Genomic DNA, 17,526 nt, shown 5'->3' on the forward strand with positions numbered 1-17,526 from the left:
TGACTCGGGGGCACGGCGGTACTCAAAAGGAGCCCCGCAATGTCCGAGCAATTGCCCAACGGCTACAGCCCCCGCCTCTATAACGAGGACCTGGGCCCGCTGCCGCAGAAATGGAATTGGTACAACATCTTCGCGTTCTGGATGAGTGATGTGCACAGCGTGGGCGGCTATGTGTTTGCCGCCAGTCTGTTCGCGTTGGGGTTGGCGAGTTGGCAGGTGTTGATCGCGTTGTTAGGCGGGATCTGCATCGTGCAGTTGATTGCCAACCTGGTTGCCAGGCCGAGCCAGCAAGCAGCGGTGCCGTATCCGGTGATCTGTCGGCTGGCGTTCGGGGTGTTTGGAGCGAATATTCCTGCGGTGATCCGCGGTTTGATCGCTGTGGCCTGGTACGGCATTCAGACGTACCTGGCTTCCAGCGCGCTGATCATTGTGGTGCTGCGGTTTTTTCCTGCAATGGAAGTCTATGCCACGCCGCAGTTTGCCGGTTTGTCCTACCTGGGCTGGTTCGGTTTCCTCAGCCTGTGGTTCGTCCAGGCGCTGGTGTTCTGGACCGGGATGGAGTCGATCCGGCGTTTCATCGACTGGGCCGGGCCGGTGGTGTACGCGGTGATGTTTCTGTTGGCCGGCTGGATCGTCTGGAAGGCCGGTTGGAGCAACATCAGCTTCACCCTGGCGGAAAAGTCCTTGTCCGGCTGGCAGGCTTTCGGCCAGGTGATTGTGGCGACGGCGCTGGTGGTGTCGTACTTTTCCGGCCCGACCCTGAATTTCGGCGATTTCAGCCGTTACTGCCGGAGCATGTCTGACGTGCGTCGGGGCAATTTCTGGGGCCTGCCGGTGAATTTCCTGGCGTTCTCCCTGGTGACGGTGGTGATTGTTTCCGGGACCTTGCCGGTATTCGGTGAAATGCTCCACGACCCGATCGCCACCGTGGCACGCATCGACAATGACGTGGCCGTGTTGTTGGGCGCCTTTGCTTTCGTGACCGCCACCGTCGGTATCAATATTGTCGCCAACTTTGTCTCCCCCGCGTTCGACTTCGCCAACGTCGCGCCCAGCAAAATCAGCTGGCGGGCCGGTGGCATGATCGCGGCGCTGGCCTCGATTTTCATCACCCCGTGGAACCTGTTCAACAACCCCGAAGTGATCCACTACACCCTGGACGTGCTGGCGGCGTTCATCGGCCCGTTGTTCGGGATCCTGTTGGTGGATTACTACCTGATCAAGAAGCAGCAGATTGACGTCGATGCGCTGTTCAATGACGGCCCGAGCGGGCGTTATTACTACAGTGGCGGCATCAACTGGACGGCGGTCAAGGCGTTGGTTCCGGCGACGCTGATGGGTGTGGCGATCACCTTCACACCACTGCTGCAACCGATGGCCAACTTCGCCTGGTTCACCGGTTGCTTCCTCGGCGGGGTGTTGTATTTCGCCTTGGCGCGACGCGAGCCGGTCGCGCACTTGAGTTCATCGCTCAGCCAAGCCTGATCAACGCAGGGCGGTCTGGGCGCAAGGGTTCTCCGCCCCCCGGCTGGCGGGCCGCAGCAACAGCCCGCCGGCCAACACCAGGCCGCTGCCGGCAATGATCAGCGCCGGTTGCAGGCCGCCGCTGAAGTGACTGCTCAGCGCCGCCAACAACGGTCCGCTGAGCTGGCCCACGGCAAAGCAGGCGGTCAGCAGCCCGGCGTTGCGCTGGGTGGCGTGGGGCGCCAGTTCCCGGGAGCGCAGCATCACCAGTTGCATGCAGGCCAGGAAAGGCCCGCCACACAGAATGACCCCCAACGCCAGTCCCGGCCCGCTGCCCAGCAGGCAGGCGAACACCCCGGCGGCCTGCAGCCAGAGCGTACCGATCAGCCAGCGGCCGGTGGTGTTTGGGTCTGGTCGACGCAAACTCACCAGCAACACGCCAGTGGCCGCGGCCAGGCCGAAGCAGGGCCAGAACAGGTCGGCCTGCCATTGTCCTTGGAACTGCGCCGAGGCCATCTGCGACAGGAAGGTGGCCGGGATGATGTAGCCCACGCCGTACAGGGCGTACACCACGCCGAGGCGAGCGATGCCACGGTTCGGCGATGGGGTAGTCGGCGCGGCAACGGTGGCGGCTGCGGCGGGTTGCGGCAGGATCGGCAGAATCACCAGCAACGTCGCCAGTGCCACGCCGGCATACACCAGCCAGAGGGTCGCGGAGGTCTGGCCCAGCAGGTTCGAGCCCAAGGCGAGCAAACCGGTCAGGAAAATCCCCAGCCCCGGGCCGGCAAACACCAGGGCACCGAGGCGTGGGCGTCCCGCCGCCGCAGCCAAGGGTTGGCTCAGGGCGGTGATCATCACCAGCACCCAGGCGCTCGCCACACCGGTGCCGAAACGCAATGCCAGGTGCGGCCAGAAACCCCAGGCCCAGAACGACGCCAGGGTCAGTAGCCCACACAGCCAAAGGCCACCGAGCAAACGCCGACGTACCTGTTCCGGACGGCGAGCGAACATGGCGTCTAATGCGCCGAGGAAATACCCCAGGTAGTTGGCGGCGGCAATCAGACCGGCGGCGGTCAAGTCGAGCTGACCTTCGCCGATCAAATGAGGTAACTGGGGCGTAAGGGCGAAGCGGCCGATGCCCATGGCCATCATCAGGGCGATGAAACTGCCGAGCAGACGAATTAGAGGTGACATGGTCGTTCTCCAGCGTTGAGGCGAATGACCGTCAGGCTAGGACCGATTGACTTTCATTAAAAATGAATAATAGTGAGTAACTTGTTCTTTTTTGGAGAATGTCGTGGAGTTCAGCCAATTACGGATTTTCCAGGCCGTGGCCGAGGAAGGTTCCATCACCCGGGCCGCCGAGCGCCTGCACCGGGTGCCGTCGAACCTCTCGACCCGGCTCAAGCAGCTTGAAGAGCAACTGGGTGTGGACCTTTTCCTGCGCGAGCGTCAGCGTTTGCAGTTGTCGCCGGCGGGAAAAGTCCTGCTGGACTATGCAGCCAAGCTCTTTGCCTTGCATGACGAAGCCCATGCGGCCGTGCAGGGCGGGCAACCGGCCGGGGATTTCCTGCTGGGCACGATGTACAGCACGGCGGCGACGCATTTGCCGGACCTGTTGGCGGCATATCACCGGGCGTATCCGGCGGTGAACCTGCAGGTGCAATCCGCGCCCAGTGGCGAATTGTTCGAAGGCTTGCTCACCAATCGTCTCGACGCGGCGTTGGTGGATGGCCCGCTGGAGCTGGCGGGGCTCGATGGCGTGCCGTTATGCGACGAGCGGTTGGTGCTGATTACCGAAGCCGATCATGCGCCGGTACGCAGCGCGCTGGATGTACAGGGCCGCGCGGTGTTCACGTTCCGGCGTGGTTGCTCCTACCGGATGCGGTTGGAAGCCTGGTTTGCCCACGACCATGCCACCATGGGCCGGGCGATGGAAATTGAGTCTTACCAGGGGATGCTGGCGTGTGTAATCGCCGGGTCCGGGGTGGCGCTGATGTCCGAGTCGATGCTCGCCAGCCTGCCGGGCCGCGAGCGGGTGACGGTGCATCCGCTGGCCGAGCCGTTTGCCAGCGCTACCACTTGGCTGATGTGGCGCAAAGGGATGGTTGGGGCCAACCTCAACGCCTGGATCGAACTGCAGCAACAAGCCTGGCCGCGTGCCTCCATGATGGCGGCGCAATCGGCTTGAACTCCGGGAGGTGGATTTGGATCAATTCAGTAACAGATCATTGCAAACAGAGACGAGCATTGCGTAGCACATCGGACTATTATCAGTGCGAAGGGGCCACAGAATTCTGCCGCTCGCACCACCCTGAGGGGGCACCACGATGAAAGAGAAAATCCAGAACTGGCTTCACGACTTGGGTGTCGCGCTGGGGCTGATCGAGCCGCCAATGCAACCGGTACCGATCCGCACCGATGACGAGCAACGCCGCCGCCAACCGCGCCGCCGGTAAACACACCGCAGATTATTGGAGAGATCGCAGTCTCAGGCTGTTTCAGTTGAAACAGCCTGAGACTGCGATCTTTTTTATTGTGTAGCTAAACCTGTGGCGAGGGAGCTTGCTCCCGCTGGGCTGCGTAGCAGCCCCAAACCAGCCACCTCAACCCGATCTGGTACACCGAGGTGCCTGGCTTTTGGGCGCGCTTCGCGCACCAGCGGGAGCAAGCTCCCTCGCCACGGGTACTGCGTCGTACCGGTCAGATCGCCTTGGCCACCACACCCGGCCGCGGGGCCAACACACTCACCACCACAAAGCTCACCAGCGCCACGCTCAGGCTGTAGTAGATCGGCGTGTTGGCGTCCAGGCCGTCCTTGAGCATGAAGAACAGCGCGGTCAAGAAGCCCAGCGACATGCTGGTGATCGCGCCGGCGGTGCTGGCGCGTTTCCAGTAGATGGCGCCGATCAGCGGGATCAGCATGCCGCCCACCAACAGGTTGTAAGCCAGCGTCAGGGCGCTGATCACGTCGCTGACCACCAGGGCGATGCCCAGCACCACCAACCCCAGCAACAGCGTGGCAATGCGGTTTTCGTGGACGTCGCCACTGCCGCTTTCACGACCCTGGCGCAAGCGTGGCAACAAGTCCTGGACCACCGTGGTGGACGCCGCGAGCAGGCCCGCCGCGGCGGTGGACATCAAGGCCGCCAGGGCCGCGGCGATCACCAGCCCGCGTATGCCGTTGGGCAGGCTGGTCTGGACGATGCTGGCGAAGGCGTTGTTGACGTTTTCCAGGTCCGGCAGCAACACCTTGGCCGCCATGCCAATCAACGCCCCGGCCAGGCCGTACAGCACGCAGTACAAGCCAGCGGCGGTGCCGGCGACTTTCGCCACGCCTTCGCTGCGAGCGGTGAACACCCGCTGCCAGATGTCCTGGCCGATGAAAATGCCGAAGAAGTAGATCAGGAAGTAGGTGAGGATGGTGTCCCAGCCAATCGCGGTGAAATCGAAGTAACTGGCCGGCAACGCCGCCACCATCGCATCCCAGCCGCCGGCGTCGACGATGGACATCGGCATCAGCAGGAACACCAGGCCGACGGTCATGATCAAGAACTGCACGATGTCGGTGAGGGTCAGCGACCACATGCCGCCGATGGTGGAATACAGCACCACCACGCCGCCGCCCACCAGAATCGACACCCAGAAGGGCAGGCCGAACAGCACCTGCATCACGGTGCCGATGGCGATGGTCGAGGTGGCGCCGATCATCAGCGCATAAACCAGCATGATCAGTGCACTGGCGTGGCGCGCGGCCGGGTTGTAGCGGCGCTCCAGCACTTGGGTCACGGTGTAGATCTTGAGTTTGAGCAACGGCTTGGCGAGGAACAGGCTCAGGCCGACGATGCCCAGGCCGATGGCGCCGCACAGCCAGAACCCGGAAATGCCGTAGACGTAGCCCAGGCGCACCGTGCCGATGGTAGATGCACCGCCCAGGACGGTGGCGGCCATGGTGCCCAGGTAAAAGCCCGGGCCGAGGTTGCGCCCGGCGACCAGGTAGTCGTCACGGGTCTTGGCGCGGCGCATGCCGTACCAGCCCAGGGCGATCATCCCTGCGGCGTAGATAAGAACGACGATTAAATCCAAAGCCATGATGGCGTGTCTCCGATTGTCTTTTTTGTATGGGACGAGGCGGTGCTGTCCCTGGCACTGCAGCCTCAGTGCGAACGCGCTTTTGTGGCCAGAGATTGCTCCCGCTCGGTTGCGCAGCAACCGCTAAAAGCTTGGGGCCGCTGCGCAGCCCAGCGGGAGCAAGCTCCCTCGCCACAGGTATTTCGTTGTCTCGGATCAGGCGGTTTGCCTGAGGGCGGGTTTATCGATGGGCGCCGAAGCGTCCTTGCTACGCGGATCATCCGGCCCATACACCGCCGCCGGCTCTGGGAACACCGCAAGCAGCACCAGGTACACCACCGAGGCCAACCCCAGGGTCACTGGCAGGCTGACGTCGATCCCGCCGGCCAGTTCGCCCAGCGGCCCGACGAACTGCCCCGGCAGGTTGACGAAGCACAGCCCCACCAGTGCGCTGGGGATCCACGCCCCCAGGCCGCGCCAGTTCCAGCCGTGGCTGAACCAGTAGCGCCCGCCGGTTTCGCCGCGGGTGAAGACTTGCAGGTCATCCGGGCAGTAGAAGCCACGCCGTACCAGCAGGCCGATGATCATGATCACCATCCACGGGGTGGTGCAGGTGATGATCAGTACGGCGAAGGTCGACACGCTCTGCACCAGGTTCGCGGCGAAGCGGCCGATGAAGATGAAGGCAATCGATAGCACGCCGATCAGCAACGTCGCCTTGACCCGCGACAGCACCCGTGGAAACACGCTGGACATGTCCAGCCCGGTGCCATACAGCGACGTGGTGCCGGTGGACATGCCGCCGATCACCGCGATCAGGCACACCGGCAGGAAGAACCAGCTCGGCGAGACCGCCAGCAGGCCGCCCACGTAGTTGTTGGCGGCGATGTAGTCCGGTGCCTTGATCGCCACGATGGTGGCGGTGGCGAGGCCGAACAGGAACGGGATCAGCGTCGCCAGTTGCGCGGCGATCACCGCCAGCATGATGCGGCGCTTGGGGGTATTGCGCGGGATGTAGCGCGACCAGTCACCGAGGAACGCACCGAAGGAGATCGGATTGCTCATGGCCACCAGCGCCGCGCCGATGAACGCCGCCCAGAAGCCCGGCTGGCCAAGGCTGACGGTGCCGGCAAACTGGCTGTCGAAGGTCGGCGCGAAGGCCAGGATACCCAGCAGGAACAGCAGGCTGGCGGCCCACACGGCGATGCGGTTGACCCACAGCATGAAGCGAAAGCCGTAGATGCACACGGTCAAGACCAGCAAGGCGAACAGGCCGTAGGCCAGGCCCAGGCTCAGGTCGGTTTCCGGCACGCCGATCAACCGCTTGGCACCGCCGATCAATGCATCCCCGGAACTCCAGACCGACAGCGAAAAGAACGCGATGGCGGTCAGCAACGACAGGAATGAGCCGACGATCCGCCCGTGCACGCCGAAGTGTGCACCGGAAGAAACCGCGTTGTTGGTGCCGTTGAGCGGGCCGAACAGGCCCATGGGGGCGAGGATGATCGACCCCACCAACACCCCCAGCACAATCGCCCAGACACCGGCCTGGAACGACAGGCCGAACAGCACCGGGAAACTGCCGAGCACGGCGGTGGCAAAGGTATTGGCGCCACCGAAGATCAGGCGAAACAAGTCCCCCGGGCCGGCGGTTCGCTGGTGGTCCGGGATCTGTTCGACCCCGTTGGTTTCAATTTGCGTAAGGCTTTTATCGTTATTGTTATTCATGATCTGCTCCGATCATCAAGGCGCACTCATCGTGTGTGAGCGTCGCCTGTTTGGCTAAGGGGGTGGCAGCCCTTCCGGCATTGCGGACAAATGTTCATGACAGGCCAGCCATAGGCCCTGTTGTTCTTGTGCGCGTCCTGCCTGTTTGCGGAACAGGATGGTTTCGCGCTCCTGGCTAAAGTGTCGCTCCCCTTGCATGCGCAGCTCGGTGGCCACGTCATGGATGAAAATCGCCACGTCCCCTTGCAGGCTGACGAAGGCGTTGCTTGAAGTGCACGTGAGCACCTCGAAGCCATCCTCGGAGCGCCAGCGATCCCACAACGCCTGGTAGGCATCGCGTGACAGCAGGGGCTGTTCGAGGGTGTAGAACACGAAACTCGCATCGCTTGTGAACGCGCCAAAGTAGGCGTCGCGGTCATTGCGGGCGAAGGCCGCCACCAGCCCGGCGGCGGCCTTGAGGACCTGCTCCTGTTCGCTCATGGGCGCACCTCAGCGATGAACCACGCCGGGCAGTACGCAGAGCATCTCGTACAGCAGGTTGGCGCCCAGCAGCGAGGTGTTGCCGGTGGTGTCGTACGGCGGCGAGACTTCTACCAGATCGCAACCCACCAGGTCGAGGCCCTGGCAGCCGCGCACGATTTCGATCGCCTGGATGGTGGTCAGCCCACCGATTTCCGGGGTGCCAGTGCCTGGGGCCCAGGCCGGGTCGATGCCGTCGATATCAAAGCTCAGGTACACCGGGCCGCCACCGACTTTCTCGCGCACTTCAGCCATCAGCGGTGCCAGGGATTTGTGCCAGCACTCTTCGGCCTGGACCACGCGGAAACCCTGGTTGCGACTCCAGTTGAAATCGTCGGCGGTGTAGCCCTGGGCCCGCAGGCCGATTTGCACCACGCGGTCGCAATCGAGCAGGCCTTCTTCCACGGCGCGGCGGAAGGTGGTGCCGTGGGCGATCTTCTCGCCGAACATGTGGTCGTTCACATCGGCGTGGGCGTCGATATGCACCAGGCCGACCTTGCCGTGTTTCTTGTGGATCGCCCGCAGGATCGGCAGGGTAATCGTGTGATCGCCGCCCAGGGTCAGGGGGATGACGTTGTGTTCGAGGATCTTGTGGTACGACTCTTCGATGATCCGCACCGCGTCCAGCAGGTTGAAGGTGTTGATCGGCACGTCACCGATGTCGGCCACTGACAGTGAATCGAATGGCGCGGCGCCGGTGGCCATGTTGTAGGGGCGGATCATCACGGATTCGGCGCGGATTTCCCGGGGCCCGAAACGGGTGCCGGCGCGCAGGGAGGTGCCGATGTCCAGCGGTACGCCGACGAACGCAGCGTCCAGGCCGGCAGCGGTTTGCAAGTGGGGGAGTCGCATCATGGTGGCGATGCCGCCGAAGCGCGGCATTTCGTTGCCGCCCAGTGGTTGGTGAAGAATCTTGTCCACGGGTAGGGCCTCATCGTTGTTTTATTTATCAGGGGCCGATTCTGCGAAAAGCGTGGGAGTGGAAGAATCGCTGGGGGCAAATACTTAGTTCAGATTTTTCTAAACTAATGTGAGGTGGGACGATAGACTCCCAACCAGTGCAGTACCCCGTGTGGTCTGGGGGACATGGTGCCCCTGTGGCGAGGGAGCTTGCTCCCGCTGGGCAGCGAAGCGGCCCCAAAACCATTCACCTCGGTGAATCAGGCAGACTGCGTCGCCAGGTTTTGCGACGGCTGCGCCGCCGAGCGGGAGCAAGCTCCCTCGCCACAAGGGCACAGCAAGTTCTATGTATTGTGTAATTTGGAGTTCCCCATGGCCAACGCTCTACCCGACCTGAAACTGCTGCGCATTTTTGTCAGCGTGGTCCGGCATCAGGGGTTCGCCAATGCCCAGCACGAACTCAACCTCTCCACGTCGGCCATCAGCACCTACATGAGCCAGCTCGAGTCGGCCCTGGGCCTGGTGCTGTGTCATCGCGGGCGGGGCGGGTTCAGCCTGACCAGCAAGGGTGAGTTGTTCCACCAGGAAACCCTGCGTCTGTTGGCTGAGCTCGAAGGTTTCGAACAGTACGCCGCGGCCCTCAAGGGCGAATTGCGCGGCACCCTGAACCTGGGGGTGATCGACTCCACCGTCAGCGACAAGGCCTTGCCGTTCGCCGAAGCCATTGGCGCCTACAGCCAGGAGCATCCGGCGGTGCACCTGCACCTGTCAGTCATGAGCCCTTATGAACTGCAACTCGGCGTGCAGGACAACCGCCTGGATCTGGCCATCGGAGCGTTTTCCACGCGCATGAGCGGGCTGGTCTACATGCCGCTGTATCGCGAGCAACATTGGTTGTACTGCAGTAACCGTCACCCGCTGTTCAACGAACGGCGCATCCCTGAACAAGTCATCACCCAGCAGCGCATGGTCGGGCGCGGTTACTGGAGCCAGGCCGAACTGGCCCGCCACGGTTTCAAGCACAGCGCGGCGACGGTGGAGAGCATGGAGGCGCAGTTGATCCTGGTGTTGTCCGGTGCCTACATCGGTTACCTGCCCGAACATTACGCCCAGGCCTGGGCCGACAAAGGCGATTTGCGCGTGCTGCTGCCGGCGACCTTCGGTTATCAGGCACCGTTTTCAATGATCGTGCGCCGTGGCCGCAGCCGCGAGCCGCTGATCCAGACGTTCCGTGATTTGCTCAAAGCTCAACTGAATCAGGCCTGATCATGTCCAGAATCCAATGTCCGCGCTGCCTCAGGCCACAAAGCCACTGTTTGTGCACGCTGATCCCCAACCTCGACAGCCGCACCCGGGTCCTGCTGTTGCAGCATCCCAGCGAAGTGAACCACGCGTTGAACACCGCCCGCTTGGCGGCGTTGGGGCTCAATAATGCCGAGCTGATCGTGGGTGAGGTGTTCGACGATTTACCCAGCTTGCTCAACCCACCGGGTTATCGGGCGCGGTTGCTGTTTCCCGGCGACGATGCGCAGCCGCTGCAGGCTTATGTTCCGTCCGATGAGCCGCTGCTGTTGGTCGTGCCCGACGGCACCTGGCGCAAGGCGCGTAAGCTGCTGCACCTCAACCCGCTGCTGGCGGCGTTGCCGAGGGTGACCTTGGCCGAAGGCGGGGTGTCCCGTTATCGCTTGCGCAAGGCGCCGGGGCCGGGGGCGTTGTCGACGGTGGAGGCGATTGTCCAGGCGTTGCAGACCCTTGAAGCACCGACCAGTTTTGAGCCCTTGTTGCGGCCGTTCGAGGCGTTGATCGAGGGGCAGATTGCGGCGATGGGGGAGGAGACGTTTCGGCGTAACCATGCTGAGAAATAAGGGGTGTCTTTGCTGGCCCCTTCGCGAGCAAGCCCGCTCCCACAGTTGATCGCCTGTGGCCGCAAAATTTGTGTTTGCCGCAGATCCATTGTGGGAGCGGGCTTGCTCGCGAAGGCGGCCGCTCAGTCAGCGCATATCCCAGCAAAAGTCACCGCTCACGCATCGCCTCCGTCCGCGCCTTCAACACCGGCTTGAGCAAGTAATCCAACACACTCTTCTCCCCGGTAATGATGTCTACCGTCGCCACCATCCCCGGAATGATCAGCAGCGGTTTTGCATCCCCGCCCAAGTGGTTTTTATCGGTGCGCACCTGGATCAGGTAGAAGCTGTTGCCCTTGTCGTCGGTGATGGTGTCGGCGCCGATCAGTTCGAGTTTGGCGCTCATCCCGCCGTAGATCGTGTAATCGTAGGCGCTGAACTTGACCATGGCTTTCTGGCCCGGATGCAGGAATGCCACGTCCTGGGGGCGGACCTTGGCTTCGATCAGCAGGTTGTCTTCCAGAGGCACGATTTCCACCATGTCGCTGCCCGGCTGCACGACGCCGCCGATGGTGTTGACCTTCAGTTGCTTGATCACCCCATGCACCGGCGAAACCACGGTGGTGCGGGTCACGCGGTCATCGATGGCGATGCTCGAGGCGGTGATTTTCGACAGTTCTGTGCGTTTCTCGTTGAGGTCCTTGGCTGCCTCGGAGCGGAAGGTCTGTTCCGATTCGTCGATTTTGCTCTTGATCTCATTGATCGCCGATTCGGCGCGGGGAATGGCCAGGGTGGTGGCGTTGAGCGAGCCGCGGATTTCCACCGCGCTGCGTTTGAGCCGCAGGATCTCCACCGGCGACACCGCACCGGTGCGCACCAGTGGCGCGGACATGTTCATCTCTTCTTGCAGCAAGGCCAGGGCGGAGCTGAACTGGCCTTGCTTGGAGCGAAACTCCGCCAGTTCCTGGGTCTTCTGCCGCAGTTGTTCGGTCAGGGTCCGTTGTTCGCTGGCCAGGCGCCGTTGCCGTTGTTCGTACAGCGAGCGTTCGTCCTCAGCCACTTGCGGAGCCTTGGCGATCACCTCGGCTGAAAGCTTGAATGGCCGGCCCTCGGCCTCGGCCGACAGGCGCTCGACCTGGGCGGTCAAGGCATAGCGGTCGGCCTCGCTCTCGCCCTTGTTCGACAGGAACCGCGTGTCGTCCAGGCGCAGCAGGGTGTCGCCCTTGTTCACCATCTGGCCTTCACGCACGAAAATCTCGGTGACGATGCCGCCCTCCAGGTTCTGGATCACCTGGATCTTGCTCGACGGAATGGCTTTGCCTTCACCAGTGGTGACTTCCTGCAAGACCGCCAATTTCGCCCAGACCAGCCCGGTGATGATCAGCCCCGCGGCCAGCCACACGGTGACGCGTGAGCGCCGGGGCGAATCCTGCAGCGCGGCGCCGGCGGTTTCCGGCATGAACTCGCTTTCGGCACTTTTGCTGAAACTGCCGAAGTAGCTTCGGGCGGCTGAATCGGGTGTTTGAGCAGACATGGGGCGATACCCGTCAGTTAAGTGAAATAAGCCGAACACATACCTGTGGCTTGAGAGGGTTATCTGTGGGAGCAAGGCTTGCCCGCGATGAAGCTAACGCGATCTCACTGGAACCGAGGCGCCTGCATCGCGGGCAAGCCTTGCTCCCACAGGTGTTGTGTTGACAGCTAGAGGGGCTTACACCGCCGCCGACCCCACCCGTCCCTTGCGCAGTGCATCAATAACCGTTTCCTTCGGCCCATCAGCCACGATCCGGCCGTTGTCCAGCACCACCAACCGGTCCACCAGGCTCAGCATCGAGGTGCGGTGGGTGACCAGCAGCACCGTTTTGCCCTGCATGTGGGTATGTAGCTTTTGCCGCAAAACGTCTTCGCTGCTGTTGTCCATGGCGCTGGTGGGCTCGTCCAGCAGCAGGATCGGCGGGTCGAGCAGCAGGGCCCGGGCCAGCAGCACGGCTTGGCGCTGGCCACCGGAGAGCAACTGCCCGCGCTCGCCCACCGGACGGTCGAAGCCTTGGGGATGCTGGCGGGCCAGTTCGGTGACACCGGTCAGTTCCGCCACTTCGAGCATGCGCGCATCGCTGATGTAGCGAGCGCCGAGGGTCAGGTTGTCCCGCAGGCTGCCGGCCAGCAGCGGCAGGTCATGGGCGACATAACCGATCTGTTGGCGCAGGTCGGCGACGTCCAGTTGGCGCAGGTCCAGGCCATCGAGCAGCAACTGGCCTTCCTCCGGCGCATAGAAACCCATCACCAAGCGCGCCAGGGTGCTCTTGCCTGAGCCGCTGCGGCCGATGATCCCGACCCGTTCGCCGGGCTTGAGGCTGAAGCTGATGTTGGCAAGGGCCGGGGTGTTCTGGCCGTTGTAGTGGAAGGTCACGCCATTGACGTCCAATGCGCCCTGCAATTGGGTGCGATCCAGCGGCCGTTGCTTGGCATCGCGTTCCTGGGGCAGTGCCATCAGGGCATCGGTGCTGCGCATGGTGAGCTGGGCTTGCTGGTAGCGGGTGATCAGCCCGGCGATTTGCCCCAGCGGTGCCAGCACCCGGCTGCCGAGCATGTAGGTCGCCACCAGCGCGCCGACGCTGAGGTTGCCGGCGATGATGCTGTAGACCCCGGCGACGATGGTCGCCATGCCGGCCAGTTGTTGGAGGAACAATGTGCCGTTGGTCGCCAGTGCCGAGAGGTTGCGTGCGTGGCTGTCCAGGCGGGTGAGGGCGCCGTGGGTGCTTTCCCACTGATGCTGGCGCTCGCTTTCGGCGCTGCAGGCCTTGAGGGTTTCCAGGCCGCCGAGGGTTTCAATCAAGAGGGCCTGGCGCTGGGCACCGAGGGCGAGGCTTTTTTGCACGGTGTCACGCAGGCGCACCTGGATGATCATCGCGAAGACAATGGTGAGCGGAAAAGCCACCACTGGAATCACCACCAGCCAGCCGCCCAGCAAGCCAATGACTACCAGCATCAGCACGGCGAAAGGCAGGTCGATCAGGCTGGTGAGGGTCACTGCGGTGAGAAACTCGCGCAGGCCCTGGAAGTCATGGATGCTCTGGGCGAACCCGCCGATGGTCACCGGTTTGGCCTTCATCGCCATGCCGGTGATGCGTTCGAACAGGGTGGCGGAAAGAATCACGTCGGTTTTCTTGCCGGCGGTGTCCAGCAGATGGGCGCGCACCACCCGTAATACCAGTTCGAATCCGGTGCCGATCAGCAGCCCTACGGCCAACACCCACAAGGTGGATGTCGCCTGGTTCGGCACCACGCGGTCGTAGGTCTGCATGACGAACAACGGGACCATCAACCCCAGCAGGTTGATCAGGAAACTCGCCAGGATCGCATCGCTGTACAGCCAGCGCGACAGTTTCAAGGTGTCGCGAAACCAGGCCTCGACCCGCGGCACCAACGGGGAACGCAGGTCTTCGAGTTCATGGCGCGGCCGGGCAAATAACGCCTGGCCACTGTAATCGGCGGTCAGCTCCTCGCGGCTGACCCATTGCTCGCCGCCATCGGCTTCGCTGGGCAGAATCAGCGCCTGGCCGTCCTCGCTCCAGCGCCGCAACACGGCGCAGCGGCCACCGGCCAGAATCAGCATCACCGGCAGGTTGAGCGGCGAGATGTCGGCCAGGTCCCGGCGCAGCAACCGGGCCTGCAAGCTGGCCCGGGCCGCTGCGCGCGGCAGCAGGTCCAGGCTCAGGCGTTGGTGCGCCATAGGAAGCCCGGCGCTGAGGCTGGCACGACTGACCGTCGCGCCATGGAGTTTGCAGAGGATCAACAGACCGTCCAGCAAGGGGTCATCGAAATTCAGGCGCGGGTCGGCGCCAGGGGTTGCGGGTTCCATGCTGGTCACATTGATCGCTCCCACTGGGCTACTTCAGTTCGGGCAGCTGTGCCTGATTCTTGACTTCGGTCTGCGCGACCGCATCGGCCGGCAGTACGATCCGTTGTTTGTGCAACAGCAGGCCCATATTCGCCAGCACCCGGTACATCGAGTACTCCTCGGTGTAGCGCACCTCGGTGTAGCGACGGTTGGCGTTGTACAGCTCGTTTTCACTGTCGAGCACATCAAGCAATGTCCGCTGACCGAGGCCGAACTGATCCTGGTACGCGGCGCGCACGCGGGAGGTGGTTTCGGCGTATTCCCGGGCGGTGGGGGTCTGTTTGCGGGCGTTGTTCATCGCGTTCCAGGCCAGGCGCGTGTCTTCGTTGAGCTGGCGCAGGGCGTTGTTGCGGATGTCCATGGCCTGGTTGATCTGGTGGGCGTTGGACGCCAGCCGGGCCTTGTCGCTGCCGCCACGGAACAGGTTGTAGTTCATCACTACACCGACCCGCCAGTTGTTGTCGTGGCCCTCTTCGCCACCGATGTTGTTATTGGCGCCCACGGCGGCCTCGGCATCGAAGCGCGGGTAGAAAGGCGACTTGGCCACTTCGTACTGGCTCTCGGCGGACTGTATGTCGGCCTGGGCCGATTTCAGGTACGGGTTGTTATCGACCATGCTTTGCTGGGCTTCGCGCAGGTCGGCGGGCATTTCACCTTTGGTCGACGGCGGGGTTTCCAGCTCATCGGGCATGCGCCCGACCACGCTATAGAAATTCGCCTCGGCGTCGGCCAGGTCAACCTGGGCAGTGTCGTAGTTGTTTTCCGCCAGGGCCCGACGGGCATTGGACTGGTCGGAGTCGGCGGTGCTGCCCACCCCACGCTCGGTGCGCAGGCCGATCTGATCGTTGACCCGCAGGTGCGCTTGCAGGTTGTTCTTGGCCAGGGTCACCAGTTCGCGCCGCTTGAGCACTTCCAGGTAGACCTCGATGGTGCGCAGCGCCAGATCCTGGGCGGTGCCCTGGGCGTAATAGGCCCGTGAGTTGACCACCCCCTTGGTGCGCTCCACTTCATTGGCGGTGTTGAACCCGTCGAAGATCATCTGCCGCAGGCGCAGCTCCGATTGGGTGTAGGTCAGGATATTGGTGTGGTGATTGCCCTGGGCCCGGGTGTTGGTGTTGTCGCTGTAGCCACGGCCGTAACCGGCATTCAAGTCCACCGATGGAAAAAAGCCCCCCCTGGCGACTTTCACATCTTCATTGGCCGATAGACGGCTATCCACCCGTTGTGCCAGCTCCGGGTGAGTGGCGATGGTGCTTTGGATCGCTTCGGTCAACGACATCGCCTGTGCGTGAGAAGAGCAGGCCATGGCCAGCAAAACTGCGCAGTAGAGAGGGGTGAGAACGCGCATGGGGTGCATCTCCTTAGGTCTATAGTGCTTGGCTGTCGCCAAAATATTGGCGTATTTGAGATCAAAACCGTTTCAAGCTTGTAACAACACAGCTAAGAACATCCTGCGCAAAACCTAAGAAGGATTTTTCATAAGGGTTATGCCGAAAAAAACTTATGTGCTTGGAAAAAACCAGCACATTGTTCAAAGCGAAAGCCTTTGAATCTGCGGGTTCTGACGGCTTTTAGGCGTCAATAAAAGTTCCAGGCAAATTTTTAAACGATGTGAAGAAGCGGCGAAAAGGTGAAATACGGGGCGGTTTTTAGTGACGGTTTTTTGTCGTTGTGGCGAATGGCTAGCGTCTTCCACAGCACGAAAGCTGGCAGATTTTCCAGATTGTCTGGCCGCCAACCTGAGCACGAATTCTTCACCCAGACAGGTGCCAACCGCGGTTGGCAACGGAGGAATGCACATGGCAGCGCTCATCGGTACCGTCAGTAAGGTGGTAGGACAGGTTTTCGCAGAAGCGGCCGGCGGCCTGCGGCGGCCTCTGGTTGAAGGCGATCGGCTCTATGCCGGCGAACACCTGATCACCGGGAGCGAAGGGGCCGTGGCGGTGCATTTGCAGAACGGCAGGGAATTGACCTTGGGTCGCGAAAGCAACCTGACCCTGACCCCGCAGTTGCTCGCCAACCATGCACCCCATGTCGACACGCCTGAAGCGGTGACGCCGAGTGACGCACAGTTGACCGATGTGCAAAAGCTGCAACAAGCCATCGCCGCCGGCGCCGACCCGACCCAGACCGGCGAAGCCACGGCCGCAGGCCCCGAGGGCGGTAACCCCGGGGGCGTGGGTGGTGGGCACAGTTTTGTGCTGCTGGAAGAAGTCGGCGGGGAGGTTGACCCGCTGATCGGTTTCCCTACGGCCGGGTTCAACGGGATTCCCGAGTTTCCAGAGCTGCGCCTGGCCGGTGATCCGGATAACGGTGGCGACGACGGGACGGTGCCGCCAGTGACGCCTCCAGACAACCCCGTGACCCTCGATGGCGTGGAGGTGGAAGGCGGCGAACTGACCACCAACGAGGCCAATCTGGCCGATGGTTCGGCGAGCAATCCAGGGGCGCTGGTACAAAACGGCACCTTCACCATTTCTGCCCCCGATGGGTTGAGCAGCCTGAGCATCGGCGGCATCAGTGTGATTGCCGGCGGTGTGCCCACAGGCTTTCCTCAAACCGTCACCTCGGCGCTGGGCAACACGTTGACCATCACCGGCTACAACCCGACCACTGGCGTGGTCAGCTACAGCTACACCCTGGGGGACAATGAAAATCACCCGGCCGGCGGCGGGGCCAACAGCATCACCGAACAGTTCCCGGTCGTGGCCGTCGACACCGATGGCGACACCGCCACCGGTACCCTGGACGTCAACATCACCGACGACGTGCCCCAGGCCATCGACGACAGTCACGCCAGCACGGCATCGGAAACCCTCGTTACCCTCACCGGCAACGTATTGCCCAACGACCATCAGGGCGCCGACCGTATCCCCACGGGCCCCGACAGCGGGCCGATCATTGGCGGGACCTTCACCGGCACCTACGGCACCCTGGTGCTCAACCCCAACGGTACGTACACCTACACCCTGAACACCAGCGATCCACAATTCGTCGCGCTGCACGGTGGAGGAAGCGGCACCGAAACCTTCACCTACACCCTGACCGACGCCGACGGCGATACCAGCACCGCGAACCTGGTGCTGCAAGTCCACAACA

General features: G+C 62.7%; 15 protein-coding genes. 6 read left to right on the forward strand and 9 right to left on the reverse strand.

Annotated features, from left to right (window positions below):
- Nucleotides 1-39 precede the first annotated feature (39 nt).
- Nucleotides 40-1,485 carry an NCS1 family nucleobase:cation symporter-1 gene (locus ACWNZ1_RS00835; protein WP_135844248.1) on the forward strand — a complete coding sequence of 482 codons (1,446 nt, stop codon included), beginning with the start codon at nt 40-42 and terminating at the stop codon, nt 1,483-1,485.
- Here ACWNZ1_RS00835 and ACWNZ1_RS00840 read toward each other — a convergent pair whose 3' ends face one another.
- The gene (locus ACWNZ1_RS00840; protein WP_135844249.1) at nt 1,486-2,658 is read right to left on the reverse strand and encodes an MFS transporter; all 1,173 of its coding nucleotides are present in this window, start codon (nt 2,656-2,658) and stop codon (nt 1,486-1,488) included.
- 103 nt (nt 2,659-2,761) lie between these two features.
- On the opposite strand from ACWNZ1_RS00840, the gene ptrR reads away from it, so the two are divergent.
- Entirely contained in the window at nt 2,762-3,655 is an 894-nt protein-coding gene (gene ptrR / locus ACWNZ1_RS00845; RefSeq protein WP_135844250.1) for a putrescine utilization regulator PtrR, read from the forward strand.
- A 139-nt stretch (nt 3,656-3,794) separates the two neighbouring features.
- Entirely contained in the window at nt 3,795-3,923 is a 129-nt protein-coding gene (locus ACWNZ1_RS00850) for a PA1414 family protein (RefSeq protein WP_003198971.1), read from the forward strand.
- Nucleotides 3,924-4,167: 244 nt separating this feature from the next.
- Here the strand turns inward: ACWNZ1_RS00850 and ACWNZ1_RS00855 are convergent, their stop codons facing one another.
- From ACWNZ1_RS00855 to speB, 4 genes are all read right to left on the reverse strand, one after another.
- On the reverse strand, nt 4,168-5,556 hold the full coding sequence (locus tag ACWNZ1_RS00855; RefSeq protein ID WP_256452357.1) for a sodium:solute symporter: 1,389 nt from the start codon (nt 5,554-5,556) through the stop codon (nt 4,168-4,170).
- A gap of 195 nt (nt 5,557-5,751) precedes the next feature.
- Nucleotides 5,752-7,263 (reverse strand): purine-cytosine permease family protein, encoded by a 1,512-nt coding sequence (locus tag ACWNZ1_RS00860; RefSeq protein ID WP_406550127.1) that lies wholly within the window; start codon nt 7,261-7,263, stop codon nt 5,752-5,754.
- 54 nt (nt 7,264-7,317) lie between these two features.
- Nucleotides 7,318-7,743: a YybH family protein gene (locus ACWNZ1_RS00865; RefSeq protein WP_135844253.1), complete on the reverse strand. Its 426-nt coding sequence runs from the start codon at nt 7,741-7,743 to the stop codon at nt 7,318-7,320.
- A 9-nt stretch (nt 7,744-7,752) separates the two neighbouring features.
- The gene (gene speB, locus ACWNZ1_RS00870; RefSeq protein ID WP_003198979.1) at nt 7,753-8,703 is read right to left on the reverse strand and encodes an agmatinase; all 951 of its coding nucleotides are present in this window, start codon (nt 8,701-8,703) and stop codon (nt 7,753-7,755) included.
- A 351-nt stretch (nt 8,704-9,054) separates the two neighbouring features.
- On the opposite strand from speB, the gene ACWNZ1_RS00875 reads away from it, so the two are divergent.
- Entirely contained in the window at nt 9,055-9,948 is an 894-nt protein-coding gene (locus ACWNZ1_RS00875; RefSeq protein ID WP_135844254.1) for a LysR family transcriptional regulator, read from the forward strand.
- Nucleotides 9,949-9,950: 2 nt separating this feature from the next.
- Nucleotides 9,951-10,547 carry a tRNA-uridine aminocarboxypropyltransferase gene (locus ACWNZ1_RS00880; RefSeq protein WP_135844255.1) on the forward strand — a complete coding sequence of 199 codons (597 nt, stop codon included), beginning with the start codon at nt 9,951-9,953 and terminating at the stop codon, nt 10,545-10,547.
- A 148-nt stretch (nt 10,548-10,695) separates the two neighbouring features.
- On the opposite strand, the gene ACWNZ1_RS00885 is transcribed toward ACWNZ1_RS00880, so the two are convergent.
- The 4 genes from ACWNZ1_RS00885 to ACWNZ1_RS00900 form a co-directional block, all read right to left on the reverse strand.
- A complete protein-coding gene (locus ACWNZ1_RS00885; protein WP_135844256.1) occupies nt 10,696-12,060 on the reverse strand; it encodes an HlyD family type I secretion periplasmic adaptor subunit in 1,365 nt (454 codons plus the stop codon).
- A 177-nt stretch (nt 12,061-12,237) separates the two neighbouring features.
- Complete coding sequence (locus ACWNZ1_RS00890; RefSeq protein WP_135844257.1) at nt 12,238-14,397, reverse strand: type I secretion system permease/ATPase; 2,160 nt, start codon at nt 14,395-14,397, stop codon at nt 12,238-12,240.
- Nucleotides 14,398-14,416: 19 nt separating this feature from the next.
- Nucleotides 14,417-15,775, reverse strand: a complete 1,359-nt coding sequence (locus tag ACWNZ1_RS00895; RefSeq protein WP_256452358.1) for a TolC family outer membrane protein — start codon at nt 15,773-15,775, stop codon at nt 14,417-14,419.
- A gap of 183 nt (nt 15,776-15,958) precedes the next feature.
- Nucleotides 15,959-16,240 carry a hypothetical protein gene (locus ACWNZ1_RS00900; RefSeq protein ID WP_135844259.1) on the reverse strand — a complete coding sequence of 94 codons (282 nt, stop codon included), beginning with the start codon at nt 16,238-16,240 and terminating at the stop codon, nt 15,959-15,961.
- Between ACWNZ1_RS00900 and ACWNZ1_RS00905 the strand changes: the two genes are divergently transcribed.
- A partial coding sequence (locus ACWNZ1_RS00905) for a retention module-containing protein (RefSeq protein WP_456027298.1) occupies nt 16,227-17,526 on the forward strand: 1,300 nt, incomplete at its 3' end. The two genes, ACWNZ1_RS00900 and ACWNZ1_RS00905, sit on opposite strands and share 14 nt — an antisense overlap.

The sequence above is a fragment of the Pseudomonas sp. CFBP 5748 genome (assembly GCF_053850495.1).